This is a genomic window from Streptomyces sp. NPDC044921, assembly GCF_056432865.1.
The window spans coordinates 211,200-232,341 of record NZ_JBWKIF010000004.1 but is presented as its reverse complement, the minus strand read 5'-3'; the positions used below and the strand labels follow the sequence as shown (position 1 = coordinate 232,341).

The window sequence follows — 21,142 nt, the reverse complement described above, 5'->3', positions numbered from 1 at the left end:
TAGCCTTATCTTGCTATGGTGTGCCCGCTCGCCGGGGTGGCCGCCTCGGGCGGGGAACCCGGAGGTGGAGGACTTGCCGTTGCGCGTCAGGGAACTCGCCCTGGACCTCTCCCCGTTGCGGGCCGGAGGCCCGCTCGGGCTGGTTCTCGCCACCCGCGTGCTCGCCCTCCTGTGCATCGGGCTCACCTCCGTCGGCGTGGTCGTCCAGGTCTACGAGGTAACCGGATCGTCGGTCCAGGTGGGTGCCGTCAGTCTGGTGCTCGGCGCGGGCCTGCTGCTCGGCTTCCTGACCGGCGGAGTCCTCGCCGACCGCAGGGACCGCAAAGGGCTCATCCTCGTCGGCAGCGGCTGGGCCGTCGTCACCTTCGCCGCCCTGGCGGCCAACGCGGCGGCCGACCGCCCGGCGCTGTGGGTCGTCTACGTCTCCGGTGCCCTGTTCGGATTCACCGAGGGGATCGCGGAGACCGCGCTCACCGCAGTGGTGCCCACGTTCGTGAGCGAGGAGCACATTCCCGCCACGGGCGCGCTCGTCACGGTCACCACCACCCTCGGATCGATCGCCGGTCCCATGCTCGGCGGTGTGCTCATCGCCGGTCCCGGCCTGGCCACCACCTTCGGCCTCGCGGCGGCCGGCACGGCGATCACCACCCTGCTGCTGACGCGCCTCGCTCCGATGCCGCCGACGGGTGCGGACGCACCCGGCGAGACGGCGCCCTCCGGCGTACCGCCCGCCGCGGCGAAGGGGTCCGCACCGCCGGCTGCCGGCGAGGCGCGGCAGGCCGGGGTGCTGGAGTCCCTGCGGGAAGGGCTGGCCTTCATCCGGGGCAGCCGTGTCGTCGCCGCCGTGCTCGTCGTGGACCTGTGCGCCGCGCTCTTCGCCACACCGACCGCTCTCTACCCCCAGTTCGCGGAAGAACGGTTCGGCGGCGGGCCCGAACTGGTCGGCCTGCTCACCACCGCACCGATGATCGGCGCGGCCGTGGCCTCGCTCGCCTCGGGCTGGACGGGACGTACGCCCCGCCAGTGGCGGGTGCTCTGCGCGACCGTCGCGGCGTGGGGCCTGGCCTGTGCGGGCTTCGGCCTGAGCCCGGTCCTCGGACTGGGGCTGTTCTTCCTCGCCCTCGGCGGGCTGGCCGACACGTTCTCGGAGATCATGCGCCGCACGCTGCTGATGCGGCACACCCCGGACCCCCTCCAGGGCCGGGTGAGCAGCCTCTGGCTGGCGCAGGCCATGACCGCGCCGGCGCTGGGCGGTGTCCTCGCGGGACTCGCCGCGTCAGCCGTCGGCCCGTCCACCGCCGTCACCGCGGGCGGCGCCCTGTGCGTCGCCACGCTGTGCCTCGTCGCGCTGTTCTACCGCCAACTGTGGCGGGAAACAGACGAGTCCACCGGGCCGGGGAGCGGTGGCGCGCAGGGCGTTCGGGCAGGTGACGCCGGGCTTGGCAGTAACAGTGGCACAACGGCGGCCCCCTGAGCCTTGATGGCTATTACTTAGGTATGGCTATCCTTTTCTCGTGCTTCCGATTTCGCAGAGCCGGTCCGCGGCGTCGCCCGTTCGGCCGCCCGGGACGGTTCCGCGACGGACCTCCGTGCACCTCGTCGCCGTCCCCGCGTGTCTGCTCGTGCTGGGGCTGCTCTGCCTGTGCTCCATAGCCCTCGGCACCAAGTCGATCGCGCCGGAACGGGTCGTGGAACTCCTGTGGAGCCCGGACGGCTCCGAGGAGTCCGGGATCATCCATCAGATGCGGGTGCCCCGCACCGAGTTCGGCCTGGTCGTCGGTGCCGCGCTCGGCATGGCGGGAGCGCTCATGCAGGGCCTGACGCGCAACCCGCTCGCCGACCCGGGCCTGCTCGGCGTCAGTGCCGGAGCCGCCCTCGGCGTGGTGGTGACCACCGGCCTGCTCGGCATCGACGCCGCCCAGGGCTATGTGTGGTTCGCCTTCGCCGGAGCCGTGGCCGCGATCGCGCTCGTCTACGCCCTCGGCAGCGCCGGAAAGGGCGGAGCCACCCCCGCCAAACTCGCCCTCGCCGGCGCCGCCGTCACGGCACTGCTCCAGTCCCTCGTCAACGCCGTGCTCCTGTTCGACGCCGCGGCGCTCGGCGACTTCCGCTTCTGGGTCGTGGGGTCGCTGACCGGACAGCCGGCCGGCGTACTCGTGGACGTGGTGCCGTTCATCGCCGCCGGAGCGCTGCTCGCCGCCACGACCGCCCCGGCCCTCAACAGCCTCGCCCTCGGCGAGGGCGTGGCCACGGCCCTCGGACGCAACGTCGGTCTGGTACGGCTGCGCGGCGCCGCCGCCGCCACGCTCCTGGCCGGGGGCGCGGTGGCCCTGTGCGGGCCGATCGCCTTCGTCGGCCTGGTGATTCCGCAGCTCGCCCGCGTCATCACGGGCCCCGACCACCGCTGGATCATGCTGTACTCCGCGCTGCTCGGCCCCAGCCTGCTGCTCGCCGCCGACATCGCCGGACGCCTGATCGCCCGGCCCGACGAACTCCACGTCGGCATCGTCGTCACGGTGATCGGGGCGCCGTTCTTCATCGCGATGGTCCGCCGGCGCCGGCTCCGGGAGCTGTGAGCCATGACCGCCACCGACACCACGCGCGCCGCCGCCGCCGTCCGCAACGCGGGCGGGATGGTGATCCGGCTGCCCCGGACCCGCGCCTCCTGGATCGTCCGGCCGCGCGGCATCCTCGTGAGCCTGGTCCTGGCCGCCGCGGTGGCCGTCGCCTTCGTCGTCGAGGTCGCCTTCGGCGAACTCGACCTGCCGCTGTCCGACGTGGTGCGCAGCCTCACGGGCCGCGGCGATTCCACGACCGACCTGGTCGTGCAGAACCTGCGCCTGCCTCGCGCGCTGGTGGGACTGCTCTGCGGGGCGGGGTTCGGCGTCGCGGGCGCCGTCTTCCAGACCCTGACCCGCAATCCGCTGGCCAGCCCGGACGTCATCGGCGTCTCCGCCGGAGCCGGTACCGCCGCCACCGCCGGACTGCTGATGGGCCTCGGCTCCGGGCCCGGCCTCCAGACCCTGGCGCTCGTCGGGGGCCTCGGCGCGTCGGCCCTCATCTACCTCCTCGCCTGGAAGTCCGGCACCACCGGCTACCGCATCGTGCTCGTCGGCATCGGCATCGCCGCAATGTGCACCAGCGCGACCAGCTACCTGCTCCTCAAAGCCGGCGTCTACCAGGCCCAGCAGGCCCTGATGTGGCTCACCGGGAGCCTCAACGCGCGCGACTGGGAGCACGTCGGCCCGCTCGCCGTCGCCCTGGCCGTGCTGCTGCCGTGCGTGGTGCTGCTCGCGCCGTGGCTGGGCGCGCTGCAGTTCGGCGACGAGGTGGCGAAGGCCCTGGGGCTGCCGGTGCAGACCGCGCGGATCGCGCTGCTCGCCGTCGGCGCCGGCCTGGTGTCGTTCGCCACGGCCGCCGCCGGACCGATCGCCTTCGTCGCCCTGATCGCCCCGCAGATCGCGCTGCGCCTCGTCGGCACGCCCGGCCCCGCGCTGCTGCCGTCCGCGCTGGTCGGATCCTTCGTGGTACTGGCGGGCGACGTGACGGGGCGTCAGCTTCTGCCGGGCACCGAACTTCCCGTCGGCGTCGTGACCGGTGTGCTCGGCGCCCCCTGCCTGCTCTGGCTGCTCGGCAGGTCCAACCGCACCGGTTCAGGAGGGTGACTTTGGAGAAGCGACCGGAGGGGCTCACCGCCGAGGGACTGACCCTGGCGTACGACGGCCGCAGCGTGGTGAACGCCCTCGACGTGACCATCCCGGCCGGGCGGGTGACCGCGGTGGTCGGGGCGAACGCCTGTGGCAAGTCGACGCTGCTGCGCGGGCTTTCACGGCTGCTCACGCCGAAGGAGGGCGCCGTCTACCTGGACGGGCGGCTCATCCACACCATGCGGGGCAAGGAACTCGCCCGCCGCCTCGGCATGCTGCCGCAGTCGCCGGTCGCGCCGGACGGCATCACCGTCCTCGACCTCGTCAGACGGGGACGCAGCCCGCACCAGTCGTGGTGGCGCCAGTGGTCGCCCGAGGACGAACGGGCCGTGCACGGTGCCCTCGAGGCGACCGGTCTGCTGGAGCAGGCCGAGCGCAGCGTGGACGAACTCTCCGGCGGGCAGCGCCAGCGCGCCTGGATCGCCATGGCGCTGGCGCAGGGCACACCGGTGCTGCTGCTCGACGAACCCACCAACCACCTCGACCTCGCGCACCAGATCGACATCCTCGACCTGGTCGTCGACCTCAACCGTGAGCAGGGACGGACCGTCGTCCTGGTGCTCCACGACCTCAACCACGCCTGCCGGTACGCCGACCACGTCATCGCCATGAAGGACGGACGGGTCGTCGCCGAGGGAGCCCCGGCCGAGGTCATCAGCCGGGAGCTCATCGCCGACGTCTTCGGCCTGAGCTGCACGGTCATCGAGGACCCGGCGGGAGGCGGCCCGCACATCATCCCGTTCGGCCGCCACCACGGCGGCCGGACCGGGCACGAGCCGGCCGTCACCGCCCGCTGAAACCGCGCGCCACGAACCGCACCCTCCGACCCCCCCCCGCACACCACCGCACCACTCACCTGCACGACCGCGGCAAGCACCGCTCGGAAGGACAGTCATGCCCGTTTTCAGAACTCCCGCCATCGAGTCCGGTCAGGCGGCCCGGCTGGACCGCCGCCGTTTCCTCGCCCTGGGCGGGGCGCTCGCCGCCACCGGGCTGCTGGCCGCCTGCGGTGATTCGGACCAGGGCGGGGACTCCGGCAAGGACGGTTCCGGCAAGGCGGCTTCCGGCCCGTGGACCTTCACCGACGACCGCGGCAAGAAGATCAAGCTGCCGAAGCGGCCGGAGCGGATCGTCGCGCAGTCCCACCCGGCCGCCGCGCTGTGGGACTTCGGCATCGAGCCGGTCGGCATCTTCGGCCCGCAGAAGACCCCGGACGGCAAGCCCAGTCCGCAGGTCGGCAACGTCGACCTGTCGAAGACCACCTCGGTGGGCACGGCGTTCGGTGAGTTCCAGATGGAGAGGCTGATCTCCCTCAAGCCGGACCTGATCGTCACCGTCGCCTACGGACCGATGATCTGGTACATCCCCGAGGACGTCGTCAAGAAGGTCGAGGAGGTCGCCCCGATCGCGGTCGTCCAGCTCATGGGCGTGGCCGTGCCGGACGCCGTCAAGCGCTTCGGAGAGCTGGCCGCGGCGCTGGGCGCTGACCCGGAGAGCGACGAGATCAAGACGGCCAAGGCCGGGTTCGAGAAGGCGGCGGCCGCGGTCACCAAGGCCGCCGAGGCGAAGAAGGGCCTGTCGGTCGCGGTGGTCTCGGGCACGAAGGAGAACTTCTTCGTCGCCGACCCGTCCTTCCACGGCGATGTGAAGTACTTCCAGCAGCTGGGCCTCGACATCGTCGAGCCGAAGAAGCCGGACGCCGGATTCGAGGCGCTCAGCTGGGAGGAGGCCGGCCGCTACAAGGCCGACCTGATCCTGGAGGACTCCCGCCCCGAGGGCGGCCTGACACACCGTCAGCTGGGCGCCTATCCGACGTGGAAGGGCAACCCGGCCGTCAAGGCCGGCCAGGTGACGGACTGGCAGACGGAGACGCCGTTCACCTACCAGCGCTTCACCAAGGTGCTGAACGACCTCGCCGCCGCCGTGGGCGAGGCCCGTACCGACGTCGTGTGACCGCGACGCGGGGGCCCCTGCCGCACGCGCGGCAGGGGCCCCCGCGTTCCCGGTCTACTGGGCGTCGATCAGGCTCTTGGGCCGCAGATCGGTCCAGTTGGCCTCGACATGGGCCACGGCCTCGGAGCGGCTCACCGGGCCGAGGACCGAGCGCCAGCCGTCCGGGACCGTCTGGAAGGACGGCCACAGCGAGTGCTGGCCCTCGTCGTTGACCAGCACCAGGAAGGAGCCGTTCTCGTCGTCGAAGGGGTTGGTCATGGTGACGCCTTTCGTGGGTGGGCGGTACGGGGGAGGAGGCCGGTGCGCGGTGCCGCGGGAGGTCAGGCCCCGTCGCGCCCCGCGACCGTGCGGCGGAGGACCTTCTTGTCGATCTTCCCGATCGCGGTCAGCGGCAGGTCCGCGACCGTCTCCACGCGGTCGGGCAGCTTGAACGCGGCGACCCCGCGCTCCAGCAGGAAGGCCCGCAGCTCCTGGACCGCCGGCGCGGAAGGGCCGTCCGGGACGATCACCGCGCAGATCCGCTCGCCCTCCCCGGCGGGGTCCGGCACGCCGACGGCGGCGCAGCGCCGTACCCGGGGATGGGCCGCGACATGGCTTTCGACCTCCTCGGCGGAGACGGTCTCGCCGTTGCGGTCGATGGTGTCCTTGACCCGCCCCTCCACGATCAGGTGGCCGGACGGGAGCTGTCGGACCAGGTCGCCGGAGCAGTAGAAGCCGTCGGGAGTGAAGGCGGTGGCGTTGACCTCGGGTGCGCGGTAGTAGCCGCGCAGCGTGTAGGGGCCGCGCACCAGCAGCTCGCCGGCCTCGCCGGGCGCGACCGGGCGGCCGTCGGCGTCCACGATGCGCAGCTCGTCGTCGGGGCTGAGCGGCCGGCCCTGGGTGAGGGCCACCGTCTCGGGATCGTCGTCGGAGCGGGTGTAGTTGAGCAGGCCCTCGGCCATGCCGAACACCTGCTGCACCGAGCAGCCGAGCGCGTCGGGAAGGGCGCGGGCCAGATCGGCCGAGAGCTTCGATCCGCCGGCCTGAAGGACGCGCAGGCTGGAGAGGTCCGTGGGGTCCCACTCCGCCGCGTCGATCCACAGCGGGATCAGCGGCGGCACCAGAGCGGTGTGCGTGACGCGTTCCGCCTCGATCAGCGGGAAGGCGTCGCCGGGCGCGGGGGAGGGGGACAGCACCACACGGCCGCCCACCGACAGGGTGCCCAGCATGCCGGGGCAGGCCAGCGGGAAGTTGTGCGCGATGGGCAGACAGGCGAGGTAGACGGTGTCGCCGGCCAGCTCGCACGCCTCGGCGCTGGCGCGGGCGTTGTATCCGTAGTCGTTGTGGGTGCGGGGGATCAGTTTGGGGACGCCGGTGGTTCCGCCGGACACCAGCAGCAGGGCGATGTCCGCCGGGTCGGGGTCGGGGAAGGCGCGCGGCTCGGCATCGACCCCGGCGAGCGCGGTGAACGGTCCGGGATCCCCGTCGACGAGGACGTGCCGCAGGCCCGGCGCCTCGGCCCGCACGGCGGCGGCCAGTTCCCGGTAGTCGAACGCGGCGTACTCGTCGGCGATGACGTACGCCACGGCCCCGGACAGCCGGGCCAGATGGCCGATCTCCGTGATGCGGTGGGCGGGCAGGGTGAGGGCCGGTATCGCGCCGAGGCGGGCCAGCGCGAAGAACAGGGCGGGGAACGCCCCGGTGTTGGGCAGCTGCACCAGGACCCGGTCGCCGGCGGCTATGCCCAGGTCCGCCAGACCGGCCGCCATCCGGTCGGCCCGCTCGTCCAGCTGACGGTAGGTCAGCCGCTCCTTGCCCGCCACGATCGCGAGGCGGTCGCCGTACCGGGCCGCCCAGTCGCGCAGCAGGGCTCCGAGGGTCCGGCCGTCCCAGTGGCCGGCCGCGACGTAGCGGGCCGCTGTCTCCGCGGGCCAGGGAGTCAGTCCCGAGGGCAGGGGCGCGGGAGGCTCGGTGGCGATAGGGGTCACGTTCGGATCGCCTCTCGTGGCCGGAGGGCGACTGGCGCTCCTCGCTGGTTTCCGCTCGTCATGGGCGTGGAGGCCGGGGTCGTTCCCGGCATCCACAAACAGGTGTGGTTAGGTTAACCTAAGTCCCGTCGTTGCACACCTACTGCCGCGAAGGGTGCCGTTGGTGTCAGTTCCCGGCTTGTTCTGGCCCATTTGAGGGCGGTTCACCCGTTCCCGCAGCCGAACGTTCCGAGTCCCCACAGCCTCCCCGAACGCGACTCTCATCACGACACGACGTCCTAGGAAGAAGCCGCTTCATGCTGTCGATCGACGACCTCCGGCGTGTGGTCACCGAGTTGCTCGGCCCCGGCGCCCCACCCCCTGGTGACCAGGACAACCTCATCGAACTCGGCCTGGACTCGCTCAAGCTGATGAGGATCGCGGACCGCTGCCGGCGGACGGGACTCGACGTCGGGTTCGCCGACCTGGCACGGCGTCCCACCCTGGCCGGCTGGGGCGGCCTGCTCGCCGAGGCGGGGAGCGGCGCCGCGCTGCCCGCGGCGGCACCCGACGCCACACCGCCGACCGCCACCCCGGTCGCAGCCACCCCGCTCGCCGCCTCCGCGGCACCGGCCTGCGCGTCCCCGGCGTCGCCGGGCGGTGCGCCGTTCCCGCTGGCGCTGATGCAGCACGCCTACTGGGTCGGCCGCGGCGGTTCGCAGGCCCTCGGAGCCGTGGCCGCCCACCTCTACACCGAGTTCGACGGCTCCGGCGTCGACCCCGCCCGCCTCGGGGCTGCCGTCGCGGCCCTGGCGGAACGGCACCCCATGCTCCGCGCCCGCATCCTCGACGACGGCCGCCAGGTCATCGGAGCGTGGACCCGCGGCACGGCCCTCCCCGTACTCGACCTGCGCGACGCCTCCCCGCAGGAGGCCGAGGAACGGACGGCCCGCCTGCGTGAGCAACTGTCGCACCAACTGCTCGACGTCGAGGCCGGGCAGGTCTTCGACATCCGCGTCACCCTGCTGCCCGAAGGCCGCACCCGCGTTCACGTGGACGTCGACATGCTCGCCGCGGACGCCCGCAGCTACCGCACCCTGCTGGCCGATCTCGTCCACCTCTACGAGCACCCCGAACAGCCGCTGCCGCCCCTGGACTTCACGTACGCGCAGTACCTGGCCGAGCGCCGCGCCCAGCCGCCGCGCGAGCAGGACGTGCGCTGGTGGCGCGAGCGTCTCGGGGAACTTCCCGGCGCTCCCGCCCTGCCGGCCCGCCCCGAGGCCGAGCGCGGCGACGCGCACCGGGTGACCCGCCTGCACCACTGGCTCAGCCCCGGACAGCGCGCCCGGCTCATGGACCAGGCGCGGCGTCACGCCGTCACCCCGGCGGTCGCCGCGGCCACCGCCTTCGCCGAGGTCCTCGGCGCGTGGAGCGGGGAACCCAGGTTCCTCCTCAACGTCCCGATGTTCGACCGCCGTCCGCTCCACCCCGACGTGGACCGCCTCGTCGGCGACTTCACCAGCTCGATCATGCTGGACGTCGACCTGAGCGAGACCCGCACCTTCGCCGACCGGGCCAGGGACGCCCAGGAGCGGATGCACCGCGCCGCCGCCCACTCCTCGTACTCGGGCGTCGAGGTACTGCGCGACCTCTCCCGCGAGCAGGGCTCCCAGGTCCTGGCCCCCGTGGTCTTCACCAGCGCGCTCGACCTCGGCGAGCTGTTCGGGCAGGACGTCGAGCGCTGTCTCGGCCAGCCGGTGTGGATCGTCTCCCAGGGCCCGCAGGTCCTCCTCGACGCCCAGGTCACCGAGCTGCACGACGGCCTCCTCGTCAACTGGGACGTCCGCGCGGACGCCTTCCCCGACGGCGCCGCCGAGGCCATGTTCGCCGCCTTCACCGACCTGATGGGCAAGGTGGCCGACGGTGCGGCCTGGGACGTTCCCGTGGGGCCGCTCGTCACCGGGGCCCAGCTCGCCGTCCGGGCCGAGACCAACCGCACCGACGGCCCGCTGCCCGAACACCCGCTCCACCACGCCTTCTTCGCCCACGCCGCCACCGCCCCGGACGCCCCGGCCGTTCTCGCCGCCGACGCGACGGTGCTGACCTACGGTCAGCTCGCCGATCGGGCCCTGCGCGTCGCCGGTGCCCTGCGCGACCGCGGCGTCCGGCCCGGCGACGCGGTGGCGATCCGCCTGCCCAAGGGGCCCGACCAGATCGTCGCCGTCCTCGGCGTCCACGCCGCGGGCGCGCACTACGTGCCGATCGGCCTCGAACAGCCCGCCGCCCGCGCCGAGTCCATCCGCGCCCGCGCCGGTGTCACCGTCGTCCTCGGCGCCGCGCACGGTGGCGACGGCACCGCCGTGCTCCCCCTGCACGAGGCCGCCGCCCGGCCGGCGCCCCTGGCCGAGCCCGAGTTCGCCGATCCCCGTTCCGTGGCCTACGTGCTCTTCACGTCGGGTTCCACCGGCGAACCCAAGGGGGTCGAGGTCTCCCACCGCGCCGCCGCCAACACCATCGGCGACCTCGTCGAACGCCTCGGCCTCGGCCCCGCCGACCGCACCCTCGCCCTGTCGGCCCTCGACTTCGACCTGTCCGTCTTCGACGTCTTCGCCCCCCTGTCGGCCGGCGGAGCCGTCGTCACGGTCGACGAGGAGACCCGCAAGGACGCCGCCGCGTGGACCGGACTGGTCCGGCAGCACGCCGTCACCGTCCTCAACTGCGTGCCCGGCCTGCTCGACATGCTGCTCACCGCGGCCGAGCGCGAACCGCTGGGCAGCAGCCTGCGCGCGGTCCTGCTCGGCGGCGACTGGGTCGGCGTGGACCTCCCCGCACGGCTGCACGCCCAGGTCCCGGGCTGCCGCTTCCTCGGCCTCGGCGGCACCACCGAGACCGCCATCCACTCCACGGTCCAGGAGGTCGTGGGCGGCGAGGTGCCCGCGCGGTGGACGAGCGTCCCCTACGGGACCCCGCTGCGCAACGTCCGCTGCCGCGTGGTCGACACCCAGGGCCGCGACTGCCCCGACTGGGTGGCGGGCGAACTGTGGATCGGCGGCGCCGGGGTGGCCGACGGCTACCGGGGCGACGCCGAGCGGACCGCCGACCGCTTCGTCGAGACCGACGGCCACCGCTGGTACCGCACCGGTGACCGCGCCCGCTACTGGCCCGACGGGACGCTGGAGTTCCTCGGCCGCGCCGACGACCAGGTGAAGATCCGGGGCTTCCGCATCGAACTCGGCGAGATAGAGGCCGCGCTGGCGCAGCACCCCGCCGTCCGCCAGGCCACCGCCCTGGTCCTGCGCACCGGGCCGGCGCCGCGCCTGTGCGCCGTCGTCGCCACCGGCCCCGCGAGCGCCGGCCCCGGCGAGGACGAGCTGAGGGCCAGGGCCGCCGAGCGGCTGCCCGCCCCCATGCTGCCGGACACCATCGCCGTCCTGGACGAGATGCCGCTGACCGCCAACGGCAAGACCGACCGCCGCGCCCTGCGCGAACTGCTCGCGGCCCGGGCGAAGGAGGGCGAGCACGAGGCGGCGCGCTCGGCGCTGGAAGAAGTCGCCGCCCGCATCTGGGCCGATGTCCTCGGCACTGACCGTGTCGGACGCCGGGACGACTACTTCCAGCTCGGTGGCGACTCCATCCTCGCCACCCGGATCACCGCCCGGTTGCGCGAGGCCCTGGACACCGACGACGTGTCCGTCCACGACGTCCTGTCGTCCCTCACCGTCGCGGAGCTCGCCCGGACCCTCGCGGCCCGCGACGCCGAAGGCCGGCTCGAACTCGTCGCCGAGGTCTACCTGGAGATCGACTCCCTGACGGACGAGGAGATCGACGCCCGGCTGGGCGATGACGCACAGCCGACGGAGCGGCCGCGGCAGCAGCCGGAGCGCGCCGATGGGTGAGCCGCTCACCGGCCGGGCGCAGGGCGCCGACGCCTGGTTCCGGCGCTATGCGCCCCGGCCGAACGCCACGGCACGGATCGTGTGCTTCGGTCCGGCCGGAGGCGCCCCCGCCTTCTACCGCGACTGGGCCCACGCCGTGCCCGACGACGTCGAGGTGCTGTCCGTGGTGCTCCCCGGTCGTGAACGCCGCGCGGCGGAACGCGCCCTGACCGGCATGGACTCGCTCGCGGACGCCGCCGCGGCGGCGCTCGCTCCCGAACTGGACCGGCCGACCGTGCTGTTCGGCCACAGCATGGGCGCCTCGGTCGCCTTCGAGGTGACCCGCCGTCTGGAGGCGTCCGGCGGGCCCCGCCCCACCGCCCTCGTCGTCTCCGGCCGGCCGAGCCCCCGCCGTCTGCGGGAGCGCCCGTCGCCCGTGGCGGACTACGACGACGACCGGATCGTGGCGTATCTGCGCCGCCTCGGCGGCACGCCGGACGAACTGCTCGACGATCCGGAGGCCCGCGAGCTGATCCTGCCGCCCTGCCGGACCGACTTCCAGGTCATCGGCCGGTACGCCCCCGAGCTCCACCCGCCCGTCACCACCCCGCTGCGCGTCCTGCTCGGCGACCGGGACGAGTCCGTGCCCGCGTGGGACGCGCCGCGCTGGGGCGAGGTCGCCACCCGGCTGCGGGAGGTGCGGGTCCTGCCCGGTGGGCACTTCTACCTGGTTCCCGAGCGGACCGCCGTCATCGACCACGTGCTGCGGTCGCTCCACGAGACGAGCGGGCCCGCCGCCCGCCCCACCCCACTGGCCCCCACGATGCGAACGTGCGCCGCGCCGGACGAGCCGCCTCCGGGAAAGAGAGAGAAGCCGTGACCTTCGTCCCTGCCTACCACGAGCGCCGCATACCGCTCAGCGGAGACGCGCTGAGCACCGCGGCGGCACTGTCGGAGAGCTCGGCCGACGCCTACGTCCTCTACGAGAACCGGGGCGCCGTCGGCTGGGCGGAAGGCGAGTACGGGACGGTCGTCGTCCGTTCCGGGGGGACCACCCTGCGCCTCGGCGACGCCGCCCCGGTCGAGTTCTCCGCCGGCCGCGGTGTGCTCCACGCGCTCGACCAGGCCCTGGCCGCCGTACGCGTCGAGGGCTGGCGGGCCTACGGCTGGGCCGCGTTCGAGCTGAGCTACCCCCTGCACGGCCTGCCCGCCGCGCCCGGTGACACCCCGCTGGCCCACCTCGCGATACCCCGGCGGGAGGTCAGGATCGAGGATGGCGGCGCCCTGCTGCGGGTGCTGGACCCCGGGGACCTCGACGCGCTGGAGCAGCGGGTGCGCTCGGCGGCCGCCCTGGGCGGAGCGGTCGGCAGCGCCCGGCGGGTGACCGCCGACGTCGAGCAGCACGACGCCGACGCCTACCGGGCCTCCGTGGCGGCGGCGGTGGAGGAGATCCGCGCCGGCCACCTCACCAAGGTGATCCTCTCCCGCGTCGTGCCGGTCACCTCACCCATCGACATGCCCGCCACCTACCTCGAGGGCCGCCGCGGCAACGACCCCGCCCGCTCGTTCCTGGTACGCCTCGGCGACTGGGAGACGGCCGGTTTCAGTCCCGAGATCGTCGCCCGGGTCACCGGCGACGACGGCCGTGTCGTCGCCCAGCCCCTGGCGGGCACCCGCGCCCTGGAGGGAGACCCCGACGCGGACCGCGGCCGCCGCGCCGAGCTCTACCGCGACGAGAAGGAGGTCTTCGAGCACGCGGTCTCCGTACGCCTGGTGGCCGAGGAACTGCAACAGGTCTGCACCCAGGAGTCCGTCGCCGTCGACGACTTCATGTCGGTCAAGGAGCGGGGCAGCGTGCAGCACCTGGCCTCCCGCCTGTCCGGTTCCCTCGCGCCGGGCAGGACCGCCTGGGAGGCGGTCGGCGCCCTGTTCCCCGCGGTGACGGCCTCCGGCATACCCAAGGCCGAAGGGTGCGAACTCATCCGCCGTGCCGAGCGCGAGCCCCGCGGGCTCTACAGTGGCGCGGTGCTCACGGTCGACGCGGACGGCACGGTAGACGCCGCGCTGGTGCTGCGCAGCGTCTACCGCCACGCGGGGCGGACCTGGATGAGGGCCGGCGCGGGCATCGTGGCGCACTCGTCCCCGGAGCGCGAACTGGAGGAGACGCGCGAGAAGCTGCGCAGCGTCTCACGCTTCCTGGTCCCGGCAGCCGAGGAGGCCGCGGGAAGTCCCCTGGCGTCCGCCCTGGACGAGCAGTCCGCAGCACTGGCCCGCTGAACTCCCCGCCGGAACGGCCTTTCAGGGCCAAGCAAGGGTACGTAACGGCTACTACGATGACCCGGTGGCCGGCCAGGCGAGGCCGCGACCCGGCCATACCGCGGCTCGTCTCGCCGAACGCGCGGACAGGTTCGTACCACCCGGCGCTCCCACGGAAGGCGGTCGGCATGCCCAGGGACACGGAGGCGCTCGCGCAGGACGGTCACCGGACCGTCTCCGAGTTGGACGAGGAGATCATCGACCTCGTCCGCCGGCGTACCGCCCTGTGCCGGGAGCTGGCGGTGCTGCGACGGGCGGCAGGCGGCCCCGTGACCGAACTCGCCCGCGAGAACGCGGTACTGCGCCGCTATCGCGAGGTGCTCGGTCGCGAGGGGACCTCGCTGGCGATGCTGCTGCTCGCGCTGGAGCGGCGGATGCGCCCCGCCGAGTCGCCGGCGGCGCGCCCGGCGTCCGTGATCGCACGGCGCGTCACGGCGGAGCAGCACCCGAGCACCCTGGGCTCCGGTTCCTCGTGCCAGTGATCCCTCTGCGGGCGGGAGACCACGCATGCCTTCCGGGAGGGCCAAGTGAGGGACGCAGGAAGCCCCGTCGGGGCAGGGTGACCCTATGGGGCCCCCTGCCCCGACGGGGCCCGGTCGGCCGGACGGCGGGTTACCGGCGTCCGGCAGAGGCCGGTGCCGTGTGCGTGCTTCGCGGCTCAGCCGAAGTTCACGTCGCTGCACCACATGTAGGCCTGGTCGAGGTGCGAGGCCTGCCAGATCACGAACACGATGTGGTGTCCGGTGTAGCCGGAGGTCTGGACGGGGAACGTGATGTTCTGCGCCGGGGCGAAGCGGCCGGTCTGCGTGATGAAGTCCAGGTTGCCCCAGCCCAGTGTCTGCGTCTTCGGGTCGAAGCCCTGCTTGCTGACGTAGACCCTGAAGTAGTCGGCGCCGTGGGACGCCTGGTCGTAGAGCTGGATCGAGAAGTTGTTGCCGACGGTGGTGGTCTTCCACGGCCCGGGCTTGTTCAGGCTGGCGTTCCTGGAGAGGTTGTTGCTGCAGAGCGTCCCGTCGGGGGTCTTCGCCTGGAACTGGCCACCGAGGCCGTCGCGCAGCGCGCTCATCCAGTTCCACATGGTGTCGGGGTTGGTCTGCCATGCCTGCCAGCACATGGGGTCCTGGGTCTGCATGGCCGGGTTCGTGTGGTTGCTGCCCCACGTCTTCCAGCACTGGTACGCGCGGGTGGCGGGGCCGACGACGGTGCCGTGAGCCTGGGCGGGGGCCGACCAGGTGAGTGCACCGACAACCACGGCGAACAGCATGACGAACGCCTGGAGAGGCCGGCGGAGGAGCGGCAAACGCCCGGCTAACGAACGCTGTTGGGACATGTGGGGGGACTCCTTCCAGTTGCGAGGCTGTGATGGGAGCGCTCCCAACGGTAAGTACTCCGAGTGAAATGTCAATGAAACAGACGGAGCTGATTACAGGGACGGGCGGCAATGCCGCCCTCTCCTGGCGCGACTGGCGCGACCCGGCATCCGGGGTCAAACGCTCATTCCGGGACGGCCTATCGGGATGAAACGACCCTTTAGCGACCTGCGGCGTGCAGGAGGCCTTGGCGGAAACCGACAGCGGCGCCAAGAGCGGCGTTGGCCGGTACGAAGATGTCCCTGAGCGGGGTTTCGCGCAGGGGGAGTCCGTTGCGGCGCAGCAGTTCCCGGGTGCGGGAGAGGTCGCGCACGGCGACGGTGCACCCGGCGAACGCCGGGAGCGCGGTGGGCCGTTCACCCGGCAGGACCGTGGCGAGGCCGGAGGCCGGGACGACCGTCAGGGTGGCCTTGTTCAGTTCGAAGACCCTGGCCGGTCCATCCGGCCGCGCCGTCCGTCCGAGGTAGGTCTCGTAGCGCCGCTGGACCGCGGCCACGTCCCGGTCGGCGACGCAGAGGACGGCCGCAACGAGATCGACGGCACCGTTGGGGTGGTCGAGGAGACGGGCGTCCCGGAGGTTTGGGTCCAGATCGGCGACGACACCGACCCGGCCCTCGGTGACCGAGCCCGGCCGGGCGTCGGGACCGTCGCCGCTGATCTCCAGGTAGCGGACCGTGGCCGTGTCCTCGGGGGCGTCGGACGCAGTGGCGCGCCGGACGGTGTTCACCCCGCCGTGGCGCACGCCGGCATCGGACAGGCGTGAGGCGGCGGCGTCCATGTCGGGAGAGGAGAACATGAGGATGTGCAGTCCCTCGAAGCGGTTCAGACACGCCGCCCGGACTGATCGACGTGCTCGCCGGCACCATGCAGAGGAACACCCACCGGCCCGTCCTGCGCGTCGGCCGCATCGCCGGCCAGTACGCCAAACCCCGCTCGCACCCCACCGAGACCGCCGGCGGCCGTGAACTCCCGGTCTACCGGAGCCACATGGTCAACAGCCCGGAACCCGACCCCGAGCTGCGCAGACCCGACCCGCGCCGCATGCTCGAGTGCTACCGGTCCGCCGCCGAGGTGATCGAGCACCTCGGCTGGAACGGCAGGGACCACCCCTGGCACAGCGCCCCCCGCGTCTGGACCAGCCACGAGGCGCTGGTACTCGACTACGAGGAGCCGCTGTTGCGCCGCGACCACGAGGGACGGCTCCACCTCGCCTCCACCCACTGGCCCTGGGTGGGCGAGCGGACCCGGCAACCGGACGGCGCCCATGTCGCCCTCCTCGCCGCGGTCGCCAACCCGGTCACCCCCGACGCCGTCACCGAGTGCGTCGCCGGCAGTGGCTGCCAGGACCAGGTCGCGGAGAAGTACACGACCCTGTGCGACCCGCGGCTCAACCCCGTGCAGTCCGTGTCCGTCGCCGCCTCCTGGACCGCGTAAGCCGCGCACCGCGCCCGACCCACCAGCCGAGGACGACGATGCCAGGGATACCCCAGATCACCCCTACCCCATGCCGACCCGGGACCAACTGCCCGCGAACAGCGTGCAGTGGACGGTCGATCCCGCCCGAGCCGTGCTGCTCGTCCACGACATGCAGCGCTACTTCCTGCGGGCCATCCCGACGGCGGCTGCCGCGACACGCTGGTCGCCAACACGGCACGCCTGCGCCGGCGCTGCGCCGAACTGGACGTCCCGGTCGCCTTCACCGCCCGGCCCGGCGGCATGACCGAGGAACAGCGCGGCCTGACCGGTACGAGGCGGTCATGAAGCAGACCCCGGCTCGCATCGTGGTCCACAAGACTTCGCGCCACTGGCCGGACGAACGTGACGGCTTCCGCGCCGCGATCGAGTCCCGTGTGCGGCGCTACGACCTGATGGCGCTTGCGGCGCAGAGCCGGGTCCGGCTCGTCGCCACCTCGAAGTATTCAACTGGAACTCGGCCGCACTGGGCGGACTCCTGCCGATCACGATCAGCATTGGTGCCGCAGCAGGGCCAGGTGCCGGTCCATGCCCAGCAACCAGTGCGCGCCGGCCGCGGTGACCGCCACCGAGATGCCCACGCCGGCCGTGGCCAGTACCCCGGCGGGGGCCAGCAGGCGTCTGATATCGCTCACCGCCTGGTCCGGCCGCCCTCGACCTGAATGACGGCCAGCGCCGCGGTACCCAGCGCCTGTGCCAGCTGCGCGTGGTCGAACTCCGGACCGGTGACGTCCTCGCCGATGACCATGTCGACGACCAGGGCCAGCAGCCGCAGCAGCGGGGTCCAGCGGGAACCGGGCCGGCCGGTGCCGTTCCCCGCGACTCGGACGGGCGGAGCGGTTGTCGGAGAACGCATGGCTGGGCCGGGGATCCGTGCGCCGCAGCCGTTCGGCATTGCCCCGCCTCCTCAGTAGGCCGGTGCGACAGCGCCTACCGACAGGGCATGCACAGCAAGGTCGGTCCACGAGCACGCGCTGGCCTGCCGGTTCCCTCCGACAGCGTGCGGTGCCCGAGGGCTTGCAGTACGAGAGCGCCTGGCGCCTCGGGACCGCTCCGACCCCTTCATGAGCACACGTCTTGGGCCTGGCCTCCGCGCCGACCGCCCATGCGTCTCACTTGGACGGCGGACCGTGTCAGCGGACCCGCCGACGAGGATCAGGCCGCGCAAGGGCGGCCGTCATGCCGAAGGGCCGCTGGATGCGGTGGGCTCGGTCTTCCCCCCTTACCCTGCCCCGGCTCGCTCCTCGCGGGGCCGGTCCCGTCGTCCGCGCCGCGCGCTGCGGGTCAGTGGCCGAAGGCCGCTGCCGTGGCCGTCAGAAGCTCCAGTTCCTCGCGCAGTCCGTCCCCGTTGTTGTCCAGGAAGAAGTGACCCCCCGGGAACTGCCGCAGACGGAAGCCGCCCGTCGTGTGTCGCTCCCAGACACGGGCCTCGGACTCGTCGACCACGGGGTCGCTGTCCCCGGTCAGGACGGTGATCGGGCAGTTCACCCGGACGTCCGGCGCACCGCGGTATCGCGCCACGGCCCGGTAGTCGGCGCGCACGACCGGCAGCACGACCTGCATGAGCGCCTCGTTCGCCAGCAGCTGCTCGCTGGTGCCGTTCAGCTCCCTCAGATCCGCCGTGATCGCCTCGTCCGTCCAGGAGTTCTCGTCGCGGCGGGAGGGCACGGACGGGCCCCGGCTGGCGGAGACGAGCAGCGCCCGCGGGGCCGCGTCGCTGCCGCTCAGGGCGATCGCCGTCTCGAAGGCCACCAGCGCCCCCATACTGTGGCCGAAAAACACTACCGGCCGGTCATCGGCGGATCCGGCCAGCGCCTCCGCCACGCCCGCGGCGAGTTGGGGCACGCTCTCCAGACACGCTTCCCCGATGCGGTCGTGCCGCCCGGGATACTGCACGGCCAGAACCGCGGCAACATCCCTCAAGTTCTGGGACAGTTCGTAGAAGTACGAAGCTGAGCCGCCCGCGAACGGGAAGCACACCAGACGTGGTGCGCCCGGCGTGCTCTTGTGGAACCGGCGGATCCAGGGACTGTTTTCGAGCTTCTCTGTCACGTGCCGCTCCCGTGGTGGTCGTTGTCCGAAAAACGGTGCGTCGAGCCAGCCAACTATTGAGCGCAAAACAGCTGGTTGCAGCGGCTGGACCTCGAAAAACGCCTATCTGGAAGGTACTTGACGCCATCCGGGCGAGAGTATCTACTGAGCGCCGAGCCGCGGGGGACGGTGGCTCGGCGCTCCATCGGATGTATCCGAACAGATCTTGTGCAATACCAGTGTGGGATAGCAAAGCCGTCCGGCCGTTCGACCCGGCCCAGGACGGTGGGGGAGGCGGTCGCGTAACGCGCCGCCAGCACAACGGTCGACCCTGCCTCCGGGCAGGACCTCTCCGTGGCCCTCGTCCCGCACACTGCGAAAAGTGCCCGGCCGTACGGCCGGGCCCGAGGGTTTTCGAGGTACGCCCTGCCGCGATCCGGCCAGGTGTGCCCAGTGCGAGAGGACGAGCATGACCGAGGTGCCGAGCGTCGCCTACGGGGGGCGGATATCGCCGCCGGCAGCGGGGGAGAACGTCATTGCGCGGTTCCGTCATTGGGTGAGTGAGACCCCGGATGCGGCTGCCGTCGAGGACGGTGTACACACCTTCACCTATCGGGAGATCGACGCCATCGCGGACGCGGTGGCCGACCGCCTGCGCGGCAAGGTCACCACCGGGGACGTCGTGGCGGTCTGCCTGGACCGGTCCGCGGCGCTGGTCGCCGTCGCCGTGGCCCTGGCCAGGCTCGGGGCGGTCTACCTGCCGCTCGGGCCCGGACCGGGGGAGGACCGGCTGGCCGGCCTGCTGGCCGACGTGCGGATCCGCGCCGTCGTCGGCGGGCCCGAGATCCTTCCCGGCGGGGGCACGGTCCACGAACTTCCCGTGCCGTCCGCCGGCGCGAACGCCGTGCCGCGCGTCCTCGCCGAACTCCTCACCCCGGTTGCCGGATCGGCGCCGGCGCCGCCGGGAACCCTGTACGCGGTCCTCACCTCCGGTTCCACGGGCAAGCCGAAGGCCGTGGCCGTCGGCGCCGACTCGCTGGGGAACCTGGTGCGCTGGTACCACGACCTCACCGGCCTGGGGCCGGGCGACCGCATCAGCCTGCTCATGGCGGCTCCGTTCGACCCGCACCTCGGCGATCTGTGGGGCGGGCTGGCCTACGGTGCCACGCTCGCCGTCGCCCCCGACGCGGCCCGCTACTCCACCGGTGCGCTCGTGGAGTGGTTCCGCGACGCCCGCGTCGACGTGAGCGTGCTCGCCACGCCGATGGCCGAGCCGCTGCTCGGCGGAGCCTGGCCCGACGGCCTGCGGCTGCGCGACCTCCTGATCGGCGGCGACCGGCTGCGCACCTGGCCGGGCACCGACGTCACCACGCGGGTGCACAACGTCTACGGGCCTGCAGAGGCGACGATCAACGTCACGTCCGCGCTCCTCGGCGACGCAGACCGTACGTATCCGCCCATCGGCGGGCCCATCCCGGGGGTGACCCTGTGCGTCGTTGACGAGGATGACCGGATCGTTCCCCGCGGCTCGTCCGGCGAGCTGCTGATCGGCGGTGTCTGCCTGGCTCTCGGTTACGTCGACGACGAGATGACGGCGCGACGCTTCGTCGCGGCGCCCGAGGGCGCGGGTGTGGAGCGTGTCTACCGCACGGGTGACAAGGTCCGCATGGGAGAGGACGGCCGGCTCGACTTCCTCGGCCGGCTCGACGACCAAGTCAAGATCAGCGGCGTACGCGTCGAACCCGCCGAGGTGGAGGCCGCGCTGGAGCGTGACCCCCGAGTACGCAGGGCGGTCGTCGCCGTGCGCCAGCAGCCCGACGGTGGTGCCGGACTCCTCGCCTTCGTCGAGGCCGCACCCGGCACGGCGCCGGATCCCGGCAGCCTCCTCCAGGGCACCCGCTCGGCTCTGCCCGCCCAGGCCGTGCCGCAATCGGTCCACCTCGTCGAGGAGTTCCCCCTCAACGAGAACGGAAAGGTCGACCGAGGCGCCCTGCTGGCCTCCGCGATGGCCCCAGGGGCTGAACAGAGCGAGGAACCGTGCGGGGAGACGGAGGAGCTCCTCGCCGGCCTGTGGCAGGAGATCCTCGGCTCGGGGGACGTGCACGCCCGCTCCAACTTCTTCGCGCTCGGCGGCAACAGCATGCACGCGGTCGCGCTCGCCGGGGCCATCAAGAGGACTTTCGAGCTCGAGCTGTCCATGAAGAGCGTCATGGAGCTGCGCGTCCTGCGGGACATGGCGGCCGCGATCGACGCGGAGCGAGCGGCGCTCGCGGCGTCCGGGGCGGGCCACTCGCTCGCTGTCACGGACTGGTAGCCGCTCCACGCGCACTCCGGGCGCACACCACCCGAGCGCGAAAGCGCCACGAGGCGTCTCACGCATGAATTCAGGGCCCGGGGTCTGTCCCGCGGCGCCCGGAATTCACGCTGCCCGCACGGCGGAATATGCTGGTCGAAAAATCTTCCAGAAAAGT

Annotated in this window: 15 protein-coding genes and 3 pseudogenes; 12 read left to right on the top strand and 6 right to left on the bottom strand. The window is 72.8% G+C overall.

The genetic code is table 11. The features are described 5' to 3' along the window. Positions 1-73 precede the first annotated feature (73 nt). From AC07DA_RS08325 to AC07DA_RS08305, 5 genes are all read left to right on the top strand, one after another. Positions 74-1,474, top strand: coding sequence for an MFS transporter (locus AC07DA_RS08325; RefSeq protein ID WP_479125737.1), 1,401 nt, complete (start codon positions 74-76; stop codon positions 1,472-1,474). A gap of 115 nt (positions 1,475-1,589) precedes the next feature. After that, a complete protein-coding gene (locus AC07DA_RS08320) occupies positions 1,590-2,576 on the top strand; it encodes a FecCD family ABC transporter permease (RefSeq protein ID WP_479125735.1) in 987 nt (328 codons plus the stop codon). 3 nt (positions 2,577-2,579) lie between these two features. Beyond that, on the top strand, positions 2,580-3,665 hold the full coding sequence (locus AC07DA_RS08315; RefSeq protein ID WP_479125734.1) for a FecCD family ABC transporter permease: 1,086 nt from the start codon (positions 2,580-2,582) through the stop codon (positions 3,663-3,665). Between the two features lie 2 nt (positions 3,666-3,667). Further along, positions 3,668-4,504, top strand: a complete 837-nt coding sequence (locus AC07DA_RS08310; RefSeq protein ID WP_479125732.1) for an ABC transporter ATP-binding protein — start codon at positions 3,668-3,670, stop codon at positions 4,502-4,504. Between the two features lie 97 nt (positions 4,505-4,601). Then, the gene (locus AC07DA_RS08305; protein ID WP_479125730.1) at positions 4,602-5,660 is read left to right on the top strand and encodes an ABC transporter substrate-binding protein; all 1,059 of its coding nucleotides are present in this window, start codon (positions 4,602-4,604) and stop codon (positions 5,658-5,660) included. A gap of 54 nt (positions 5,661-5,714) precedes the next feature. On the opposite strand, the gene AC07DA_RS08300 is transcribed toward AC07DA_RS08305, so the two are convergent. Then, positions 5,715-5,918, bottom strand: a complete 204-nt coding sequence (locus tag AC07DA_RS08300; RefSeq protein WP_479125728.1) for an MbtH family protein — start codon at positions 5,916-5,918, stop codon at positions 5,715-5,717. A gap of 62 nt (positions 5,919-5,980) precedes the next feature. Next, positions 5,981-7,627: a (2,3-dihydroxybenzoyl)adenylate synthase gene (locus AC07DA_RS08295; protein ID WP_479125726.1), complete on the bottom strand. Its 1,647-nt coding sequence runs from the start codon at positions 7,625-7,627 to the stop codon at positions 5,981-5,983. Positions 7,628-7,923: 296 nt separating this feature from the next. Between AC07DA_RS08295 and AC07DA_RS08290 the strand changes: the two genes are divergently transcribed. The 4 genes from AC07DA_RS08290 to AC07DA_RS08275 all read left to right on the top strand — a co-directional run bounded on the left by AC07DA_RS08290 (position 7,924) and on the right by AC07DA_RS08275 (position 14,279). Continuing rightward, entirely contained in the window at positions 7,924-11,502 is a 3,579-nt protein-coding gene (locus AC07DA_RS08290; protein ID WP_479125724.1) for a non-ribosomal peptide synthetase, read from the top strand. Then, the gene (locus tag AC07DA_RS08285; protein ID WP_479125722.1) at positions 11,495-12,361 is read left to right on the top strand and encodes a thioesterase II family protein; all 867 of its coding nucleotides are present in this window, start codon (positions 11,495-11,497) and stop codon (positions 12,359-12,361) included. Before AC07DA_RS08290 ends, AC07DA_RS08285 begins: the two co-directional genes overlap by 8 nt. Beyond that, complete coding sequence (locus AC07DA_RS08280; RefSeq protein ID WP_479125720.1) at positions 12,358-13,758, top strand: salicylate synthase; 1,401 nt, start codon at positions 12,358-12,360, stop codon at positions 13,756-13,758. The genes AC07DA_RS08285 and AC07DA_RS08280 overlap by 4 nt, the downstream gene beginning before the upstream one ends. Positions 13,759-13,925: 167 nt before the next feature. Further along, entirely contained in the window at positions 13,926-14,279 is a 354-nt protein-coding gene (locus AC07DA_RS08275; RefSeq protein WP_479125719.1) for a chorismate mutase, read from the top strand. 176 nt (positions 14,280-14,455) lie between these two features. On the opposite strand, the gene AC07DA_RS08270 is transcribed toward AC07DA_RS08275, so the two are convergent. After that, complete coding sequence (locus tag AC07DA_RS08270) at positions 14,456-15,127, bottom strand: lytic polysaccharide monooxygenase auxiliary activity family 9 protein (protein WP_479125717.1); 672 nt, start codon at positions 15,125-15,127, stop codon at positions 14,456-14,458. Between the two features lie 200 nt (positions 15,128-15,327). Further along, positions 15,328-15,963: a hypothetical protein gene (locus AC07DA_RS08265; RefSeq protein ID WP_479125715.1), complete on the bottom strand. Its 636-nt coding sequence runs from the start codon at positions 15,961-15,963 to the stop codon at positions 15,328-15,330. A gap of 41 nt (positions 15,964-16,004) precedes the next feature. Between AC07DA_RS08265 and AC07DA_RS08260 the strand changes: the two are divergent. Together AC07DA_RS08260 and AC07DA_RS08255 are read left to right on the top strand one after the other, a co-directional pair. Next, positions 16,005-16,583 (top strand): annotated as a pseudogene (locus AC07DA_RS08260) (3-deoxy-7-phosphoheptulonate synthase); the annotation flags it as partial. Positions 16,584-16,639: 56 nt separating this feature from the next. Continuing rightward, positions 16,640-16,907: pseudogene (locus AC07DA_RS08255) on the top strand (cysteine hydrolase family protein); the annotation flags it as partial. 239 nt (positions 16,908-17,146) lie between these two features. Here AC07DA_RS08255 and AC07DA_RS08250 read toward each other — a convergent pair. Both AC07DA_RS08250 and AC07DA_RS08245 read right to left on the bottom strand, forming a co-directional pair. Beyond that, a pseudogene (locus AC07DA_RS08250) lies at positions 17,147-17,409 on the bottom strand (potassium/proton antiporter); the annotation flags it as partial. 515 nt (positions 17,410-17,924) lie between these two features. After that, on the bottom strand, positions 17,925-18,692 hold the full coding sequence (locus tag AC07DA_RS08245) for a thioesterase II family protein (protein ID WP_479125713.1): 768 nt from the start codon (positions 18,690-18,692) through the stop codon (positions 17,925-17,927). A gap of 535 nt (positions 18,693-19,227) precedes the next feature. Here AC07DA_RS08245 and AC07DA_RS08240 point away from each other — a divergent pair. Continuing rightward, the gene (locus tag AC07DA_RS08240; protein ID WP_479125711.1) at positions 19,228-20,985 is read left to right on the top strand and encodes a non-ribosomal peptide synthetase; all 1,758 of its coding nucleotides are present in this window, start codon (positions 19,228-19,230) and stop codon (positions 20,983-20,985) included. Positions 20,986-21,142: the final 157 nt, after the last annotated feature.

Coding starts and splice junctions, on each gene's coding strand:
- AC07DA_RS08315 (WP_479125734.1), top strand. CDS start 2,580: ATGACCGCCACCGACACCACGCGCGCCGCCGCCGCCGTCCGCAACGCG.
- AC07DA_RS08305 (WP_479125730.1), top strand. CDS start 4,602: ATGCCCGTTTTCAGAACTCCCGCCATCGAGTCCGGTCAGGCGGCCCGG.
- AC07DA_RS08300 (WP_479125728.1), bottom strand. CDS start 5,918: ATGACCAACCCCTTCGACGACGAGAACGGCTCCTTCCTGGTGCTGGTC.
- AC07DA_RS08290 (WP_479125724.1), top strand. CDS start 7,924: ATGCTGTCGATCGACGACCTCCGGCGTGTGGTCACCGAGTTGCTCGGC.
- AC07DA_RS08285 (WP_479125722.1), top strand. CDS start 11,495: ATGGGTGAGCCGCTCACCGGCCGGGCGCAGGGCGCCGACGCCTGGTTC.
- AC07DA_RS08275 (WP_479125719.1), top strand. CDS start 13,926: ATGCCCAGGGACACGGAGGCGCTCGCGCAGGACGGTCACCGGACCGTC.
- AC07DA_RS08270 (WP_479125717.1), bottom strand. CDS start 15,127: ATGTCCCAACAGCGTTCGTTAGCCGGGCGTTTGCCGCTCCTCCGCCGG.
- AC07DA_RS08265 (WP_479125715.1), bottom strand. CDS start 15,963: ATGTTCTCCTCTCCCGACATGGACGCCGCCGCCTCACGCCTGTCCGAT.